General features: G+C 46.5%; 13 protein-coding genes. 7 read left to right on the top strand and 6 right to left on the bottom strand.

Features of this window, described 5'->3' with window-relative positions:
• The first annotated feature begins 67 nt into the window (after window positions 1-67).
• Window positions 68-1,009, top strand: a complete 942-nt coding sequence (locus MHN31_RS00540) for a ribonuclease Z (protein ID WP_194867166.1) — start codon at window positions 68-70, stop codon at window positions 1,007-1,009.
• Here MHN31_RS00540 and MHN31_RS00535 read toward each other — a convergent pair.
• The 5 genes from MHN31_RS00535 to MHN31_RS00515 form a co-directional block, all read right to left on the bottom strand.
• Window positions 995-2,293, bottom strand: coding sequence for a DUF2252 family protein (locus MHN31_RS00535; RefSeq protein WP_125557080.1), 1,299 nt, complete (start codon window positions 2,291-2,293; stop codon window positions 995-997). The two genes, MHN31_RS00540 and MHN31_RS00535, sit on opposite strands and share 15 nt — an antisense overlap.
• Window positions 2,293-3,126: a polyphosphate kinase gene (locus tag MHN31_RS00530; protein ID WP_239443151.1), complete on the bottom strand. Its 834-nt coding sequence runs from the start codon at window positions 3,124-3,126 to the stop codon at window positions 2,293-2,295. The genes MHN31_RS00535 and MHN31_RS00530 overlap by 1 nt, the downstream gene beginning before the upstream one ends.
• A gap of 300 nt (window positions 3,127-3,426) precedes the next feature.
• Window positions 3,427-4,230 carry a DUF1338 domain-containing protein gene (locus MHN31_RS00525; protein WP_125557078.1) on the bottom strand — a complete coding sequence of 268 codons (804 nt, stop codon included), beginning with the start codon at window positions 4,228-4,230 and terminating at the stop codon, window positions 3,427-3,429.
• 130 nt (window positions 4,231-4,360) lie between these two features.
• Window positions 4,361-5,395 carry an arginine N-succinyltransferase gene (gene astA, locus MHN31_RS00520; RefSeq protein ID WP_239443150.1) on the bottom strand — a complete coding sequence of 345 codons (1,035 nt, stop codon included), beginning with the start codon at window positions 5,393-5,395 and terminating at the stop codon, window positions 4,361-4,363.
• 33 nt (window positions 5,396-5,428) lie between these two features.
• Window positions 5,429-6,634 carry an aspartate aminotransferase family protein gene (locus MHN31_RS00515; RefSeq protein ID WP_125557074.1) on the bottom strand — a complete coding sequence of 402 codons (1,206 nt, stop codon included), beginning with the start codon at window positions 6,632-6,634 and terminating at the stop codon, window positions 5,429-5,431.
• Between the two features lie 178 nt (window positions 6,635-6,812).
• Here MHN31_RS00515 and MHN31_RS00510 point away from each other — a divergent pair, with 178 nt between their 5' ends.
• Window positions 6,813-7,241: an Lrp/AsnC family transcriptional regulator gene (locus tag MHN31_RS00510; RefSeq protein ID WP_239443149.1), complete on the top strand. Its 429-nt coding sequence runs from the start codon at window positions 6,813-6,815 to the stop codon at window positions 7,239-7,241.
• A 15-nt stretch (window positions 7,242-7,256) separates the two neighbouring features.
• Here MHN31_RS00510 and MHN31_RS00505 read toward each other — a convergent pair whose 3' ends face one another.
• Window positions 7,257-9,170, bottom strand: coding sequence for an EAL domain-containing protein (locus tag MHN31_RS00505; protein WP_125557072.1), 1,914 nt, complete (start codon window positions 9,168-9,170; stop codon window positions 7,257-7,259).
• Between the two features lie 465 nt (window positions 9,171-9,635).
• Here MHN31_RS00505 and MHN31_RS00500 point away from each other — a divergent pair, with 465 nt between their 5' ends.
• The 5 genes from MHN31_RS00500 to MHN31_RS00480 are packed head-to-tail and all read left to right on the top strand — an operon-like array spanning window position 9,636 to window position 18,725.
• Complete coding sequence (locus MHN31_RS00500) at window positions 9,636-9,938, top strand: isoamylase early set domain-containing protein (RefSeq protein WP_010381125.1); 303 nt, start codon at window positions 9,636-9,638, stop codon at window positions 9,936-9,938.
• A 4-nt stretch (window positions 9,939-9,942) separates the two neighbouring features.
• Window positions 9,943-11,925, top strand: a complete 1,983-nt coding sequence (gene malQ, locus MHN31_RS00495) for a 4-alpha-glucanotransferase (protein ID WP_239443148.1) — start codon at window positions 9,943-9,945, stop codon at window positions 11,923-11,925.
• Window positions 11,922-14,156 (top strand): 1,4-alpha-glucan branching protein GlgB, encoded by a 2,235-nt coding sequence (gene glgB / locus MHN31_RS00490; RefSeq protein ID WP_239443147.1) that lies wholly within the window; start codon window positions 11,922-11,924, stop codon window positions 14,154-14,156. Before malQ ends, glgB begins: the two co-directional genes overlap by 4 nt.
• Window positions 14,150-16,249, top strand: coding sequence for a glycogen debranching protein GlgX (glgX, locus tag MHN31_RS00485; RefSeq protein ID WP_239443146.1), 2,100 nt, complete (start codon window positions 14,150-14,152; stop codon window positions 16,247-16,249). Before glgB ends, glgX begins: the two co-directional genes overlap by 7 nt.
• Window positions 16,242-18,725 (top strand): glycogen/starch/alpha-glucan phosphorylase, encoded by a 2,484-nt coding sequence (locus MHN31_RS00480; RefSeq protein WP_239443145.1) that lies wholly within the window; start codon window positions 16,242-16,244, stop codon window positions 18,723-18,725. The genes glgX and MHN31_RS00480 overlap by 8 nt, the downstream gene beginning before the upstream one ends.
• Window positions 18,726-18,737: the final 12 nt, after the last annotated feature.

Raw genomic sequence — 18,737 nt, 5'->3', positions numbered from 1 at the left:
GAACTAGTTTCACTCTAACTTAAGCTGTGGCAGGATCAATGCCTAAGCTCATATTTTTGGAGTAGTTTTGCAATTACATTTTTTAGGGACCTCGTCAGGCAGCCCGAGCCAGAGCAGAAATGTCTCTGCAACAGGCGTCAGTTTTGAGAAAACCAAGTCCTGGTTGCTGGTGGATTGTGGTGAAGCCACTCAGCACCAACTTCTAAAATCGACCTTGTCTCCTTATCATTTGAGTGTGATTTGTATTAGTCACCTCCATGGTGACCATTGCTATGGCTTGCCGGGGTTACTGGCGTCGATGGCCATGTCAGGCAGGGTTGAACCTGTTTGCCTTATTGCACCGCAGGCCGTTATCCAGTTTGTCATGTCGACGCTGACACTTACCCAGGTCACACTGCCGTTTGACTTACATACGATGGCAATAGAGCAAAGCGATCATTCCATTACTGTCGGTTTTTGCCATATCGAAATCATTCCCCTTAAGCACCGGGTACCGAGTTTTGGTTTTAAGATTAAAGAAACCCTGATCCCTCGAAAACTTCGGGTTAAACAATTGCAGCTCGAAGGTGTAGCGAGTGGGGCGCACTATAACTTGTTACAAAAAGGCGAGGACGTGATTTATAAAGGCCGACATTTGTCCGCTGCGTCGTATGCGTTTCCTAGTTGGCGTCCAAGGGTCGTGATTATTTGTGGTGATAACGAAAAGCCCACTTTATTGTCACCCTATTGCGGCGACATCGATATGCTGGTTCACGAGGCAACATTTACTCACCCAGACCTTATGAGAGTTGGCACACACACCGGCCACAGTGACGCCAAGCGTGTTGCGTTGTTTGCCCAACAACACAATATACCTGCTTTGACACTTACCCATTTCAGTGTTCGTTATCATGGTGAAGGGATGCTCGACGACGTAGAGCATGAAGCCAGAGCACATTATCAGGGGACGCTGCGTCTGGCTGATGACTTTTTGGTTGTGACTATGCCAAAGCAATTACTTTCTGAGTGAGCAAAATAGTCCCCAGTCTTGTTCTACCTGATTGGCATAGAGGTTTGCTGCGTTAAGTAGCTCGGCTTTGGCCACGGGTAAAATATCAGCGACGACTTGCTGAAACATCAATGAGCGACGATCGCCACGCATATGTGCGTAAGCCAGTGCTGTAGCGCAGGCTTCAGCATATTGGCTTAAGCCGTTTCTCTGTGCTGCGCGTTTGCCAAGCACAATATGCTCGGGATCAATGCCAACACGTGCATGATGGCGAGAGCGCACCAGCCAGTGAGTACCTTGCCACAGAGCATCGTCCAAAACCAGGTCAGGCCGACGTTGCATCTTGCGTTGACAGTTAACGGTCAGGTGAGCGTGATTAAGCCGGTTTGTTGGACTTAGATCGGTGTAATAGTGCAATGGTGCGGCAAGTTGTTGCTGTTTGACTTCGACAATATGATACAACTCTGCCGATGAGCAAAATTTAGGGCCTACGAGCAGGTAATAACGTTTTAAGTTGTTTGACCCTGTTCCGGCGTCCAGGCGTTCAACGCAGTCGATAATCTCATCGTCGACATAAGGCCGGAAATATTCGAGCAGTGTAGTGCGAAAATCTTCATGTAGCCGTGAAAACTTTTCATCGGCTTCCTTAAATCTGAGCGGAGGATTGTTTAAGTCAACCTCTTTCGCCAGGCTGCTTTTGAGGTTGAAGGCTGCGCCTCCAACCAGACGCTGTAAGCCTTTTTGCCAGCGTTTATGTAAAATGTGCTCCTGACTGAACTCAGTGAGTGCGCTTTGATTATTGTTTTCCCCGCGCAACGACGCTTCACAGGTGGCCACATAGCTGTCGATGAAGGTGTGCTGGGCCTGAAGCACTTGCGCTTTATCTGCCAGGGGTTTTTGTCTGAGCTTTAGGTCTTCGCTTGTGCTCTGTAGCAGGGCGCCTTCTTGCTGGGCCAGAGGTAAGCTGACAAGAAATCGAAACAAGTCCCAAACTGCATGGCCAACACAGGCGTCATCAAAGTCGTTAGGTGAAAAAACCAATGTTTCGCCATGTGAACCTTCTTCACTTAAAAAGCCAAAATTACTGGCGTGGCAATCACCGAGCACATTGGTGAGGGGAAGTTCAAAAAGGGACTGAGGCAATGCAATGACGTCATTTGCCATATCCCGGTACATCAACGGAGCACTGCCGCGGAAAAAGCGAAATGCGCTGGCGGCCATCTTGCTGTGCTTGGGCAACGCCATGTTAGGGTGAGTGCCATCATGCTGGTCAAAGTACTGACCGAGTACATCTGCTCTTTCCATTAGTCCTTCCTCTTGTGTTTGATACCTAAATGCTCTTTTGCCAGTCTGACTACATTCGGGTCTACCGGTGGGGGAGTTGTATCTACCCCTTCACTAAGTGTTTTTACAAGCGTTTTCAATACTTCCACTCGGGTATACCATTTATGTTCTCCGAGTACCAGATGCCAAGGGGCCTGTTGGGTGTCGGTTTGGGCAAACATGTCATCTATGGCTTGCTCATAATCGTCACGCCTGTTGCGGTTGCGAATATCTTCTTCAGTTAGTTTCCAGCGTTTGTAAGGATTATTGAGACGTTCTTCAAAGCGCTTAAGCTGTTCTTCGGCGCTGATATGCAAGAACAACTTAACGACTTTTACCTTGTCGTCATAGAGAAGGCGCTCAAATTCATTAATTTCCTGATAGGCGCGTTGCCATTCATTCCGGGTGGCAAACGCTTCAATGCGTTCGACTAATACCCGGCCGTAGTAGGAGCGATCAAAAATGGTCAGGGTGCCTGCTTTTGGCAGTTTATTGTAAAAACGATAGAGATAATGTTTACTTTGTTCTTCTGGTTTTGGCGCGCTGATGGGAAATACTTGATAACCTCTTGGATCAAGTCGTTCGGTAATGCGACGAATTGCGCCGCCTTTTCCGGCTGCGTCCCAGCCTTCGAACACGATCAATGCGCGGCGACCCTGATGGTAATAGGCTTGTTGTACATGTAATAGCTCATTTTGCCAGTACTTTAGCGCTCGTCGATACGCTTTCTTGTCATCCAATGCCGGATGTTCCATGGGGGATCTGACCGACATCTGGCGATTTAGCAGCACACTTAACTTAGGTTCAATATTCACAGCTGTACCTCATTGGCAGTTTCACTGTCATGACCGCAATACGTTGTCAGCTACACAACATCTACGCTAGCTTACATAAATGACAGTTTCGTTAAGGTTGTAGGACGATAGCTAAAAACGTAGTCTGAAATGCGTGCCTGGACAACCTGAGTATTACTGCATACTGACATAGTTTTTAATGCGTGGGATTGATCTGACAGAGGAAATAGCTTGTTCAGATAATAAGTAAGGCAGTCGAACGACTCAGGCAAAAAAAAAGCAGTCGAACGACTGCTTTGACAAGTTACTGTGATAGCTCGCTTAACGCGCGTTAGTACTTTCAAAAATCTTGTCAGCTGATGCTGCAACAAAGCCTGTGTAGATCTCGCCATCTGGTTTATTGTAGCGCAGGGCAAATTCATAAAAACAGCTTGGGATGCTGAATTCACCGTCGCTGAAAGCAACCGCATGCTGGTCAGCAAGCGTAGAAGATTGCTCAAGTAACACTTCTGGTGAACCTTTGATTTCGCCACCTGATGCGTTCAATTCAAATTTGGCATCTTTCAGAGCCTGGTTAACGGCCTCGATGGTTTCAAAGTTAGCCAGGTGATTGATGCTCACCGTGAAGTGGTTTGCACGGTAGCCCCAGGCTGCCATCCATGCTGCATATTCAGACTCAGCCAAAAGTTGTTTGTAGGTTTCATGGCTAACTTGCCAATGCGTGCCTGAATATAGGAAGTTTTCAGCGCTAACTGCTTGCTCATCGATTTGTTCGACCAGCTCGTTAACGATAGCTTGCAGCTCAGGTGAACACTTTTCTACCAGAAGCTCAGAAATGAATACTTTTGGTTTAGTCGGATCGCTGTGCTCAAAGTGTTTGGCGTATAACTTTTTGGCTTCGAAGTGATATTCACCGCATTCTGTATAGCCCACCGCTTTGAAATGCGCAGCCAGCTTTTCCAGACCAATTTTCTCATGGTTAAAGGTACGCAGAGCAATGTGGTCGTTGATCACATCATCTTGTTGCGTAGAGCCAAGTAGTTCATGGACCTTTACGGCTGATGGAGTAACTTCAAGGTAGTTATTCCATAGTTTTTCAAATAAGCTATCTACATTGTTGTGCATAATGACAATCCTTAAAAAGGCGGCTTAGCCGCGTTAAATATTACGACTAAGCACGACGCAATTGTTTAATTCGGTTGGAACATCAGGTTAGTGCAAAATGTGTTTTACTGCCCTGACGCTCGAAAGTATTTCACAGTAAGAATCCGCTGATCTCTTCACCGTCGACAATCTTCAGTGCAGATGCAATGTCGGCAGTGATCCTGAATGAGCTGCTTTCAGCACACCAGCTGACGCGAGTATCAAAGGTGGCGCGAAAATCTGCTAAACGACAATTGGATATTGACCAGGTTTCACCATTCACGGTGTCTAATTCACCTGACTCCACAATTTGTGCTTTGCCACGTTTGGTTTCTCGTACTGTTTTAATGTTATGTAATCTGGACTCGACGGTAGGGCCAGCATCAAACAGGTCTACGTAGCCCCGATGTTCAAAGCCTTCTTTTTCCAGCAGGCGCAGGGCAGGCTTAGTTTTCTCGTGTACCTGACCGATGACAGCTTGCGCTTTTTTGCTAAGCAAGTTGGCATAAATTGGGTATTTAGGCATCAGTTCACTGATGAATACTTTGTCTCCTAGTCCAACCAGGTGGTCCGCTTGCGGGAATTCGATGCTGAAGAAATGTTCCTGTAGCCATTGCCAGAAAGGAGAGTGTCCATCTTCATCGCTGACACCACGCATCTCTGCAATCACCGTATCGCTGAAACGGTCGGCATGTAATGCCATAAAGTTAAAACGAGAGCGAGATAAAAAACGACCAGCAAGACCCTGACGAAACGCTTCCCTGAGGAAAAGCGTACAGATCTCGGATGCACCAGTATAATCATTACACATACTCAGAATATCTACTGTGTTGTAAACATTCAGAGTGCGTGAATGGTGGACTGTTTTGCCCAAATGATAGTGGTACAAAGGTGTTTGCATACCAACCGCGGCTTCTATCGCAGTTGTGCCCAGGATCTCACCTGTGTCACTGTCTTCAAGGACAAATAAATAGCCTTCGTCCTGCGGTTGCTTAACTGTTTTATCAAAGCTCTGCTCTGAGCGTGCAATTTTACTGCTCAGCAAATCATCGTCTACCGGCAGCGACGTGAATCCATGACCAGATTCAATCGCAATGGTTTTCAAAGCTGCAAAGTCTTTGTTTGAAATGGGTCTGAGTACTTGCATAATTTGAACAGGGCGCAGGGGCGCCCTTCATAATTAACCGTTTACAACATCCGCTACAGCCAGCTCAAAGCGAGCCAGACCAGCCTGGATATCTTCATCCGGGATTACCAAAGAAGGTGTGAAGCGAACAACATTGGTACCTGCAACCAGTGCCATCAAGCCATGTTTACCGCTGGCAACCAGGAAGTCACGGGCACGGCCGTTAAATTTGTCATTCAACACAGCGCCAAGCAACAAACCTTTACCGCGTACTTCGCTAAATACATTGTATTTTTCATTAATGGCAGCCAAACCATCGCGGAATAGTTGTTCTTTACGCTTTACATCAGACAGCAGCTGCACGTCGTTGACTGTGTCAAATGCTGCTTCTGCAACAGCACATGCCAACGGGTTGCCGCCATACGTTGAGCCATGAGTACCAATTTTCAGGTGCTTAGCGATTTCCTTTGTTGTTAGCATTGCGCCAATTGGGAAACCACCACCTAGTGCTTTGGCTGTGGTCAGGATATCTGGAGTGACGTTAAGACCCTGGTAGGCATAAAGATCACCTGTGCGTCCAACACCCGTTTGTACTTCGTCAAAGATCAACAACGCGTTGTGCTTGTCACACAGCTCACGGACACCTTGAATAAACTCGCTCGTTGGTGGGATAATACCGCCTTCACCTTGCAGCGGTTCCATCATAACCGCACAAGTCTTATCAGAGATAAGCTTAGCGAAGGTCTCAAGATCGTTGTAATCAACGTGTGTAACATCTTGCGGCTTAGGACCGAAACCATCTGAGTATGCTGCCTGGCCACCTACGGTGACAGTAAAGAAGGTACGACCATGGAAGCCTTTGTTGAAGGCGATGATTTGTGTCTTTTCTTCTGAGTAATTATCAATGGCCCAGCGACGTGCCAGCTTCAATGCTGCTTCGTTTGCTTCGGCCCCTGAGTTTGCAAAGTAAACTTGCTCACCAAAGGTTGCGTCAGTGAGTTTTTTCGCCAGGCGAAGGGCTGGTTCGTTAGTCATAACGTTAGACAGGTGCCAAATTTTCTCACCTTGCTCTTTCAACGCGTTGACGAGTGCGGGGTGACAATGACCAAGGCAGTTTACGGCGATACCCCCAGCGAAATCGATGTACTCGTCGCCTTTTTGGTCCCAAACACGTGAACCCTTACCTTTAACTGGGATTACTTCAGACGGATTGTAGTTAGGTACCATTACTTCGTTAAACAGTTCGCGATTCACTTGCATGACGACTTCCTCTTTAAAAAACTTTACATCTCAGGGTTGAATTAAGCGCTCATCTGCAACAGACAAACTCGCTTTCCCCGCTTTTTTGTCATTATTACGCGTTGTGTTGTCAATTTGCAGTGCAAAAATAAATAAAATGATTAAAATAACAGTCAAAATGACGATTTAAGTTTTCACAATGATCCATTCACAAGACGAACGTTTACTTTCTGAGCTGAGGAAAAATGCCCGTGCCAGCATCTCAGAGCTCGCACGGATTCTGGATATGTCCAGAACCACAGTGCAAAGTCGATTGCAAAAACTAGAGCTTAGTGGTGTTATTCAGGGTTACAGTGTTGAACTGGGCAGGCAGTATCAGGAATCTCAGGTTGCGGCCCATGTCTCTATTAAGGTCCGCCAAAAGTTGACTGCGCAAACAAATAATGCGCTGAAGCAAATTAACAACATTTCAGCTTTATATGCCATCAGTGGTGAATACGACATGATTGCAGAAGTTGAGGCGCAAAGCCTGGAGCAACTCAGTCAGTTGCTCGATGACATAGGGAACCTTGAAGGCGTTGAGCGGACAACGTCGTCGGTGATTTTAGAGACTAAGTTTAAGCGCTGAGGGGAGCCCACATCGTTAGCTGGACTCCGGCAGCCATACGCTAGTACCGGTGGATGCAATGTGGTTCATATTGCTTTTCAGTACTTTGTTGCCGACGCGACTGGAGGTTTCCGGGCGGCTGACCAGGTATCCTTGTACGCAGCGGATCCCCATTTGCTTGACCAACTCAAATTGGTCGACCTGTTCAACACCCTCAGCCACAATTTTAAGGTCAAGTTGTGCACCCAGCTCACTGATTGAATTAAGGATCTTGTAGTATTTAGGGTTGTCTTTGGCTTGTGAAATAAACAGTTTGTCAATTTTAATTACGTCTATTGGCAGATCTGCAAGCGTGCTGAGTGAACTAAATCCGGTGCCAAAGTCATCGATAGCAATAGTCACACCGGCAGAGCGACAACGCTCGAGCTGAGCAATGATCTCATTACTGGCGGTTATGAGTGTTGATTCGGTGATTTCAAGCATCAAAGAAGTGGGTGGTAAGCCTGTTTTTTCTAACGCAGCCATTACCCAATCAAAAATAGCACGATGCTTGAGTTGAATCCCAGAGACGTTTACTGAAATTCTCACTCGTTTCATACCTGCATTGTGCCAGGCGGACATTTGCCGGCAAGATTCTAGCAGAATCCAGTCTCCCAGATCCAAAATCAGGTTGGATTCTTCCGCAATGGGAATAAACTCAGACGGCGGGATCAGGCCTTCAATGGGGTGGTGCCATCTGGCGAGCGCTTCAAAGTAGTCAATGGAGCAATCTTCAACATGCACAATTGGTTGGAATGATAGATGAAAATTCTGAGAAGCAATGGCCAGACGTAATTCTTCCAGCAGGTAATGGTAGCGGCGGATTTTATTGCCCATTTCCGGGGAGTAAACGCGGAAAATTCCGCGACCATCTGTTTTGGCTCGGTACATAGCGACATCAGACATTTGTAGCAATGCATTCGGCGTCGCTGCACTGTCGGGGTATACGGCAATACCGATACTGGCGCTGATTTTTACAAGTTTATTGCCAAGGACAAAATCGCGTTCAATTTCCCCAAGTATGGTTTGCGCTACTTCAGTGCAAAAGCCCGTGTCTTTGAGTTCCGGGATAAAAATAGAAAACTCGTCTCCGCCGAGTCTGGACAGGTTTTGATCGAGCCCATGCACGGCATGCAGTGCTTGCAATTGGTATTGGCGTACAACCTGGCACAAACGCTCGGCAACCTGTATGAGTATTTCATCGCCAAAACTATGCCCGAATGAATCATTAACTTGCTTAAAACCATCCAGGTCGATAAACAACAGACCACATTTACTTTGCTGCTGTTCTGCCATGGCTAACTCGTTACTGATGTGTTCGATATAGGCATGGCGGTCTATCAGCTTTGTTAGTTTGTCCTGAAAGACATGGCTGTCGGTTTTAATTTTGATACGTTGAATATTACTTGCAATGGTATGAACAGCGTGGCTGATCTGAGCAACAGAGCCACCGATCGGCAAGGCTTTGTAATCAATTTCGAGGCCGCTAATTATGTCTTTGAGATCTCGGTCAATGTCTGTAAGTGCTTTAGCTCGGGCATGTTGTTGTCTTAACTCTCGCAGCCTGTTTAGTGTTAAGAGCAGCATCACCATAACAAGCAGCAGCAAGACTGGGGAAGAAAATACACGTTTCATGACCTGCTTTACGGGGGCTGAGGTAAATGCTGATTGATCGTGCTTCAGCAATACATGTGTTTCGTTTTTTACCAACAAAAACCGCTGATCAGCAAACAGGAAAGCATACCAGGGCGTATGTTCTGACTGGGAGTTGGTGGGTTGATTATATACCGCCATAGTGGTGCGACCAGTCTGGATGTCGACCACGTGTTTTGTAAACAGCAAGCTAACGACAATGCCAATCACAACAAAACAGACAATACAGGTTGCTATATTTTTAAAAACACTTTGCATGATTGAGCGTATCCACCTACCTAAAGAAATTCGTCCCTGCCAGGAGCATTAAGTATACTATAAATAAGCCCTAAGTATGACATGTTTTACACCTAATTGATGGTGGTTTCAATCGCAGCTCAGTGCCCGCATATATTCTAATAAATTAATACAGCTGTGGTGTGTTTAAGATCAAGTATCAATTAAATTCACTTTACACGAGAATAGTTCTCACCTAACTTTTTAACAAGTTTTGGCGCGTTTATTGCCCGTATACTAATATACAGGCAGTTGTGCCAGCTTTCTAAGTGAAAATCACCATATTAGTGCAAGGCTGGACTGTCACTGCACTGTAATGAAGCGTACACACTGTACGCAGACAATAAGCAATTATGCTTTGTAGTTTCACAGCAACCGTTAGTCTAGCTGTAACGGGCACGGCACTGTGGCAAGGATAAACAACCTAGCGGTTTTTTGGAGCCCACAATGTTAACTAAGCGTTTTTTCAAAACAAAAAACGAAGCAGAAGTCACGTTTGAAATCACTCATCCTGAAGCTATCAAGGTGGAACTCGTTGCAGAGTTTAACGATTGGCAGCCTTTAACGATGAAATTTAATAAAAAAGACAAACGATTTAAGCTAAAACACCGCTTACCAACAGGGCAAGAGTATCATTTCAGGTATTTGATCAATGGCGAGCATTGGGACAACGATGACCAGGCAGACGGCTATGTGCCTAATGGCTTTGGTACGCAAAACAGCGTCGTAGATACTCACAAGCTGGCTTAACGTAATGCAAGGGCTGGAGCAGCTATTTTACTTGCATGGAATAGGCTTTGATTACACCAAATATAATGGTGAACATGTTTATTTCGATCATGCAACTAGGGTCAACGCATTGCGTTGTTGTGGCATAAACACTGAGGATAGCTCGGATATCGCTGAGTTAAACTTTGCGCTGGATATTAAGTGTTGGCTTGACGTTGTTGGGGAAGTGCTGGTGGCTGATGCCCAGTCAGGGGGGTTCTCGCTAAAAATCCCCGAGTCAGCTCGAAATGCATCCGTAGTCATTCAGATACCTGAATTATCAATATATCACTGCTGCGCTTTGTCAGACGCTGAAGTTGTTGGGGATTATCGCTATAATGGTGAGACTTATTTCGATGTGAGAATCGAAATAGGGCAGCTGCCTGTTGGTTATTATAAAACGCAAATAGAAGGTCCGTTTGAGACTAAAACGACCGAGCTGTGGTCGGTCCCTGAGCGTTGCTATGCTATAGAGCATGAGCAGTCTAAGCGAATGGGTCTGTCGTTGCAGCTTTATACACTGCGGAGTTTACGTAATCATGGTGTAGGAGACTTCCGTGATCTATATCAACTACTCTGTAGCGCTGCAGCAAGGCACTGCGATTTTGTTTTACTGAACCCGCTACATTTACTGTTCGAATCTCAGCCCGAGCGTGCCAGCCCTTACAGTCCATCGCATCGTTGTTTGATTAATCCTTTGTATATTGCACTGGACTGGGCTGTTGAAATACTTAGCGAGAAATATCAAGTTAACGTGAGCAGTGTTTGCTGCCCGGCACCTTGCGATTCTCAGGCACAGTACATAGATTACAGTGCGGTGGCTGAAGTGAAATACGCCACACTGACCGAACTGTACAATGAATGCATCAGTGTGCCTGATATCGGGCAGGCGGTGCGAAAATTTAAAAGCGATAAAATACATGACCTGAATGTCAGCGCGCTGACCGAGCGTGAGTGGTTTGTGCAATGGCTGGCACATCAACAGCTTCAAGCCTGTCAGCAGCATGCTACCCAAGTGGGTATGGCTATTGGCCTGATTAATGATCTGGCGGTTGGCTGTGCTAAAGAAGGTTATGAATTTGCTGAAAATGAGTCACTCTTTGCTTACGGTGCAGATGTAGGCGCGCCGCCTGACCCTTGGGCTGTAACAGGCCAGAATTGGGGGTTACCTGCGCTCAACCCGATTAAAATAAAACAACAAAATTATGCTTACTTTCGTGCACTGGTGCGAAGCAACATGGCTTCGTTTGGCGCGCTTCGCATCGATCATGTCATGGCTATTCGACGGTTATGGTGGTGTTTTGAATCTCAGGGCAAACCAGACGGTTGTTATGTGTATTATCCCTTTGAGTACCTCTTAGCAATTTTAAAAATTGAGTCTCATCTGAATCAGGCCATGGTGATAGGAGAAGACCTGGGTATCGTGCCGCCTGAGGTGTCATCAGCTATGAGTGACGCGAATCTATACGGAAATATTTTGATGTATTTTGCCAAAGATCAGCAGGGTCATTTTAAGCCCTCTGAGCAGTATCGTGCTGACACGTTATTAATGGTTGCTAATCATGATGTGGCGCCGTTTAATGCCTGGTGGACGCATAATGATATTTTACTCAGAAAAGATTACCAGCTGTGCAGCGAACAAGAAGCCACACAAATGTCGATGGCTAGAGAAGACGACAAGGCTAAGTTATTGGCTTGGTTGGGGGCAAATGACATATCCGCTGCGCAGCAGGGTTCGGATGTTCACAGCATATATGGTGCAGTCCTCAAAAAACTCGCCGCCAGTCCTAGTAAGTTGCTTGCTGTCCAACTTGACGATCTTGAGCAACAACAATTGCCAGTGAATATTCCCGGCACCGATCGTGAGTACCCCAATTGGCGTCGTCGTCTGGCGACACCAGCTGAACAGACTTTAGAACAGAACAGTCATTTAATGGCTGAGATAAAAAGGATTAGAGAGCAGGCATGAATTCAGCAAGTAAATCGCCCATTGTAACCCTTGACTACGCAGCACAAATCTCGGCATTAGATGCCGGGTGTTTTCGTGACCCCTTCTCTTTTCTTGGCTTACACAGTACCGGGCAAGGCTCAATTATAAGGGTGTACATGCCTGGAGCTTTGGCCGTATCAGTAAATGATGGACGCCACACCACAGCCATGCAACGCATCGGGCAATCTGCTCTGTTTGTCGTTGAGTTTAGCCGCGACGTTTCGTCGGGGTATCACCTGACAGTTGAATTTATTGATACGGTGATTACAAGCCGAGACGCTTATGACTTCAGTAGTGCGCTGGATGAGTCCGCGATGTATTTATTTAATGAAGGTTCTCTAGAACATGGTTACCTTCATTTTGGTGCAAGGGGTATTACCCATCAGGGCTGTAATGGTACGCAATTTTGCGTTTGGGCACCCAATGCGCGTAGTGTTTCTGTCATTGGCGAGTTTAACCATTGGCAGCCTTCGCAGCACTTTATGCGTTTTCATCCTGCCAGTGGAGTGTGGGATCTCTTCATACCTCATCTCACAGGCGAGCAGGGATACAAATATGCCATCGTAGGAGTCGATGGTGAGGTGACTGAACGCGCAGACCCGTATGCTGTTAAGATGCAGCAAGCGCCCGGTACCGCAAGTGTAATTCAGCCTGCTCAGCCGTGTATGATATTGAGTGATGCAGATAAGGTACAACGCCGAAAGCGCAATGCCATTGATGCCCCGATTGCGATATATGAAGTACACCTTGGCTCCTGGAAACGCAGAGTAGAAGAGAATAACCGTTATCTGACTTATCGTGAGCTGGCTGACGACTTATTGCCTTACGTTAAGGAGCTTGGTTTTACGCATGTTCAGCTAATGCCTATTAGTGAATACCCATTTGATGGTTCATGGGGTTATCAGCCCGTAGGGCTTTTTGCGCCAACTAGCCGCTTCGGCAGCCTTGACGATTTTCGCTATTTTATCACTCAATGTACGGCGCTGGAGCTGGGAGTGTTGATTGATTGGGTGCCGGGCCACTTCCCATCGGATCCGCACGGTTTGCACCGATTTGACGGCACGCACTTATATGAACACGCAGATAGTCGTCAAGGTTATCATCCCGACTGGAACACTTTTATCTACAACTATGAACGTCCGGAAGTAAAAAGTTATTTGCTTTCTAATGCAAATTATTGGCTTGATGTCTTTAAGCTGGATGGCCTCAGAGTGGATGCTGTTGCTTCCATGTTGTATCTCGATTATTCGCGCAATGATGGCGAGTGGGTTCCTAATCAGTTTGGGGGCAGGGAAAACCTTGGAGCGATCGACTGCATTCAATCGGTCAACACCCGCAGCTATGGCAGGCATCCACATATCATGATGGTGGCTGAGGAGTCGACGGCCTGGCCTGGAGTCACTCAAGCTGTTGATCACAATGGATTAGGATTCGGCTTTAAATGGAACATGGGATGGATGAACGACAGTCTGAGCTATATGCAAAGAGACCCAATCCACAGGAAGTATCACCACCATGAAATGACCTTTTCTATGGCGTATGCGTACTCGGAAAATTACATTTTACCGCTTAGCCATGATGAAGTCGTACATGGCAAAGGGGCATTGCTGAGTAAAATGCCTGGTGACGATTGGCAGCAATTTGCTAACTTGCGGGCCTATTATGGCTTTATGTATGCTCACCCGGGCAAAAAACTGTTGTTTATGGGCAGCGAATTGGCACCCCGCACTGAATGGGATCATAACACGACACTGGACTGGTCATTGCTGGAATCATCCGCTCACCAGGGGATTTATCAGACCGTCAAATCGCTCAATCATTTATATAAAAACACCCCAGCTTTGTATGAGCTAGACAATTCGCCTTGTGGGTTTCAGTGGATAGATTGTCATAATGGTGACCAGTCAATTTTGAGTTTCGCGCGGTTCGGTAAATCCAGTGCTGATCTTGTCGTGGTAGTCAGTCACTTTACGCCGCAGGTGCTGCATAGTTATCGGATTGGTGTCCCCAAAAGTGGCATATATCAGGTGGTGTTTAACTCCGATGACAGTAGCCTGTATGGGAGTGGGACCACGCCAGTTGCGCATCAACAGCAAATGATACAAAGCAAGGCCATTGCCAGTCATGGCTTTGAACACAGTATTGAAATCACCATAGGCCCATTGAGCACTACCTATTTACAATATTTGAGTGCTGCTACGCCATGTTAACGTCGCACAGGGGCCAACCCTCTCCATTAGGTAGTACTTTGCATGAACAAGGGGTCAACTTTGCTGTGTATGCACCGGCGGCTACCCAGATGCAACTTTGCCTGTTTGATCAAAGTGGCCATAGTGAAATTGCTAAGGTCATTATGTACCGTCATGAGGGAGGGCTATGGTCTGTATTTGTTTCTCCGCTGCGTGCGGGAACATTATACGGCTATCGTGCAGATGGTGCTTATGTGCCTGAAAAGGGCCAGCTGTTTAATCAACATAAATTATTGTTAGACCCATATTGCAAAGATTTTCAGGGGGAGTTTACCTGGAGTGAGCGCCACTTTTGTCATTTGCCCGTTGGCACCCTTAACGAAAGTGACAATGCGGTAGATATGCCAAAATCCAGTGTCACAGACATTGCCCGATACGATGGTCAGAGACCAAATGTACCCTGGTCAAAAACCCTTATCTATGAATGTCATGTACGCGGAGCAACCAAGCATTGTGAGTTTGTGCCTAAGCCTTTGCGTGGCAAGTTCCTTGGCTTAAGTCACAGTAACTTTATTGCTCACCTTGCCAGTCTGGGGGTCACGACGGTGGAACTGCTGCCATGTCACGCCTTTATCTCTGAGCAGTTTTTAACGACTAAGGGGCTGAAGAACTACTGGGGCTACAACTCTTTAAGCTTTTTTGTGCCTCATAAAGCGTTTTTGGTAGAAGGACAGATCAGCGAGTTTCAGCAAATGGTTCGCGAGTTTCACCTTGCAGGCATTGAGGTGATCCTGGACGTTGTATACAACCACACAGCAGAAGGCGGGCTAGACGGACCAACCTTATCACTCAAAGGACTAAATAACACCGGGTATTATCGTATGGTGGGAGAGCAGGCCCATTATATCAACGATACCGGTTGTGGAAATACCCTTAACATCGATGATCCTTTTACGCTAAAGCTGGTTATGGATAGCTTAAGGTACTGGGTTGAATATATGGGGGTTGATGGATTTAGATTTGACTTGGCAACGATATTGGCCCGCACTGAGCACGGCTTTAATTCGCAGCATAGCTTCTTGCAGGCGGTCGCACAGGATCCTGTGCTGAGTAAACTTAAGTTAATTGCTGAACCCTGGGATGTTGGCCCGGGCGGCTATCAGTTAGGTGGCTTTCCTTCTCCATGGCGTGAATGGAATGATAAATATCGGGACACCGTGAGACGGTTCTGGCGCGGAGATGCTGGTACTCTGTCCGAACTAGCTAAACGTGTGCATGGCTCTCATGAGCTGTTTGAACATAACCAACGTGGGCCGCTTAATTCTGTTAATTTTATTACCAGCCATGACGGGTTTACGCTCGCTGATTGGGTGAGTTATGAACAAAAGCACAACTTTGCTAATGGTGAGGAGAACCGTGATGGTCACAGTGAGAATATCTCGTTTAATTGCGGAATAGAGGGCCAGACGGAACAAGCACACATATTGGCACTGAGACATCAAATTCAAAAAAGTGCTCTAATTACGCTCATGATGTCAAAAGGTGTACCGATGTTAGCCGCGGGCTCGGAGATCGCCCATTCTCAGCAAGGCAATAACAACGCATATTGTCAGGACAATGACATCAACTGGTTGAGTTGGCCGCGAAGTATCACGGAGCGCTTAACTCAGAATCGACGCATAAAGAAAGAATGGGATGATGATCAAGAAAGCGCCTTGTGTGCCTTGATAGCTCAGCTTCAGGAAATCAGATGTCATTACGCGATATTTCATCACCCGTTTTATATCCATACACAAGATGAAAGATTCAACATTAGCTGGTTCAACAAAGAGGCACGTCCAATGTCGGAAGGGGATTGGCATGACAGCAATAATAAAACGCTGATCTATATGTTGACGGATACGCTCAGAAAGCAAAATTTACTGGTGATATTACATGCCGGCAGTGACGATGTGGAGGCGAAATTACCGGCGATTCCAGGTGTTGTCTGGCAGCTGTCACTTAGCTCCGCACATCCCACAGAAAGCATTGAAAAAAGTCAACAGACTCAATCCCTGAGTGCACACAGTGCCTGGGTATATCAATCTCATAATGAGGATCTCAAGAATGACTAAGAAAACGTCAAATGTGTGTGTCGTAAAGCATTGGCAGGAAGCCCCAAAACTGGATGAAAGCACGCTGGCTGATGATTTGATGCGGCATTTTTACTATACCCTGGGACGTGACAAAGTTGGAGATTCAAAACATTATTTGTTTCAGGCGTTAGCGCTGACAGTCAGAGATAGGCTGGTAGCAAGATGTAGAGCAACTAACCAATACCTTGCCGACAACCAATGTAAACGTGCAGCGTACTTGTCATTGGAATTTTTGATGGGCAGAGCGTTAGGTAACGCGGTGTTGAGTCTGGATCTGGAGAAACAAACGCGCGAAGCGCTAAAAGAATATTGCACCGAATTTGAATATGTTGAGCAGGCAGAGCATGATGCCGGGCTGGGTAATGGTGGCCTGGGTCGTCTTGCCGCGTGTTTTTTGGATAGTTGCGCGACGCTGGCTCTCCCCGTTATTGGTTATGGGATCCGTTATGAGTACGGTATGTTCAACCAATCAATGGAGCAGGGGTTTCAAATGGAGCAGCCAGACAATTGGTTACGTGAAGGCCACCCTTGGGAAATGCCAGCACCAGAGCAAGCCAGAGTGATCAAGTTTTTTGGTCACGTTGAGGCACACCAGGATAAACAGGGTCGTACTCATCGTATGTGGGTGAATACTCAGGATGTGCTGGCGGTACCTTATGACGTGCCTATTCCGGGATATCGAAATGGAGTTGTGAACACCTTACGACTATGGAAATCGGAAGCGACGGATGAATTTAACTTAAAGGAATTCAATGCTGGGAGTTATTCCGAGGCGGTTGCCAAGAAAAACCTCGCCGAGCAGATCACTATGGTGCTGTACCCGAACGACAGCAGTGAAAATGGGAAAGAGCTTAGACTTAGACAGCAGTATTTCCTGTCGAGTGCCAGTTTACAGGATATCTTGCATCAGTGGGTTGAGCAATACGGCACTGATTTTAGTGAATTTTCCGACTTACATGTGTTCCAGCTTAATGATACCCATCCGAGTATTGCAGTCGCAGAGCTGATGAGGCTCCTGATTGATGAGTATGAACTCGAATGGGAGCAGGCATGGTCAATCACCAATTCAACCATGGCCTATACTAACCACACTCTGTTGCCGGAGGCATTAGAAAAGTGGTCTGTGTCCTTGTTTGCTCGTCTGTTACCCCGCCTGCTGGAGATTATTTATGAGATAAATGCGCGCTTTTTATCGGAAGTGGCACTGATGTGGCCTGGAGATATGGAAAAGCAGCGTGCGTTGTCACTTATAGAAGAAGGTGATCATCCGCAGATCCGCATGGCTTATCTGGCAATAGTAGGAAGCTTTTCAGTAAATGGTGTTGCTGCATTGCACACAGAGCTACTTAAATCTGGTTTATTTCACGATTTTTATCAGCTCTGGCCTGCAAAATTTAATAACAAAACGAACGGTGTAACGCCCAGACGTTGGCTTGCTTACTGTAACCCAGCGTTGGCTGAATTAATTACCAGCAAGATTGGTGAACAATGGCAGGCGGACTACGCTGAAATCAAGTCATTGCGTCGTTACTACGATAACAAAGCGTTCCAGAGTCAGTGGCAATCGGTTAAACAAAGTAATAAGGCAAAACTTGCTAAGTTGGTGCAGGAACGTTGCGATGTGGAATTTGACGCCAGCATGATGTTCGATGTGCAGGTTAAGCGCATTCATGAGTACAAACGCCAACTGCTGAATATTCTGCATGTGATTTCTTTATATGACCGCATTCGCCGTGGCGATACTCAAGGCATGGTGCCCCGCTGCGTGTTGTTTGGTGGTAAGGCTGCACCTGGCTATGCAATGGCTAAGTTGGTAATTAAGCTAATCAATAATGTTGCGAATGTCGTTAATAAAGATGCGAAGGCCAAATCACTTCTTCGAGTCGCATTTTTCCCAAATTATAATGTAACGGCCATGGAAACAATTTGCGCCGCGACGGACTTGTCACAGCAAATTTCAACGGCGGGCAAAGAAGCATCTGGCACCGGGAACATGAAGTTTATGATGAATGGTGCACTCACCATTGGCACCCTGGATGGCGCAAATATTGAAATTAGAGAACAGGTGGGGGCAGATAACTTTTTCTTGTTTGGTGCTACCGCACAACAAGCAGAGGAAGTGCGCCAGCACTATGACCCAAATGCCATCATTCAATCCAGTCAGGCACTAAGTAATACTATGGCGCTGTTGGAAAGTGGCCATTTCAACTTATTTGAACCCGGCATTTTCAACGACATCATTGCCGCGATCCGCAGCCCTCACGATCCCTGGTTGGTTGCACACGACTTTGACAGCTACCTGGATGCACAACAACGTGCAGCAGAAACCTATCAGGACCAGTCGCAGTGGCTGAGAATGAGCATACTTAACACGGCCGCTAGTGGCAGTTTTTCTAGCGATCGCACTATTCAACAATATTGTGACGATATTTGGCGCTTAACCCCAATGCAGTAGATCGTAGATAGA

The organism is Pseudoalteromonas sp. McH1-42 (assembly GCF_022347845.1).
Classification (GTDB): Bacteria; Pseudomonadota; Gammaproteobacteria; order Enterobacterales; family Alteromonadaceae; genus Pseudoalteromonas; species Pseudoalteromonas rubra_D.
The sequence above is the reverse complement of the archived record's forward strand: the minus strand, read 5'-3'. Positions and strand labels throughout refer to the sequence as shown.

What these genes read in the sequence shown, in the direction of transcription:
- MHN31_RS00505 (WP_125557072.1), bottom strand. Translation starts at nt 9,170, where the DNA reads ATGCAAAGTGTTTTTAAAAATATAGCAACCTGTATTGTCTGTTTTGTT.
- malQ (WP_239443148.1), top strand. Translation starts at nt 9,943, where the DNA reads ATGCAAGGGCTGGAGCAGCTATTTTACTTGCATGGAATAGGCTTTGAT.
- MHN31_RS00525 (WP_125557078.1), bottom strand. Translation starts at nt 4,230, where the DNA reads ATGCACAACAATGTAGATAGCTTATTTGAAAAACTATGGAATAACTAC.
- MHN31_RS00535 (WP_125557080.1), bottom strand. Translation starts at nt 2,293, where the DNA reads ATGGAAAGAGCAGATGTACTCGGTCAGTACTTTGACCAGCATGATGGC.
- astA (WP_239443150.1), bottom strand. Translation starts at nt 5,395, where the DNA reads ATGCAAGTACTCAGACCCATTTCAAACAAAGACTTTGCAGCTTTGAAA.
- MHN31_RS00515 (WP_125557074.1), bottom strand. Translation starts at nt 6,634, where the DNA reads ATGCAAGTGAATCGCGAACTGTTTAACGAAGTAATGGTACCTAACTAC.
- MHN31_RS00500 (WP_010381125.1), top strand. Translation starts at nt 9,636, where the DNA reads ATGTTAACTAAGCGTTTTTTCAAAACAAAAAACGAAGCAGAAGTCACG.
- MHN31_RS00480 (WP_239443145.1), top strand. Translation starts at nt 16,242, where the DNA reads ATGACTAAGAAAACGTCAAATGTGTGTGTCGTAAAGCATTGGCAGGAA.
- glgX (WP_239443146.1), top strand. Translation starts at nt 14,150, where the DNA reads ATGTTAACGTCGCACAGGGGCCAACCCTCTCCATTAGGTAGTACTTTG.
- MHN31_RS00510 (WP_239443149.1), top strand. Translation starts at nt 6,813, where the DNA reads ATGATCCATTCACAAGACGAACGTTTACTTTCTGAGCTGAGGAAAAAT.
- glgB (WP_239443147.1), top strand. Translation starts at nt 11,922, where the DNA reads ATGAATTCAGCAAGTAAATCGCCCATTGTAACCCTTGACTACGCAGCA.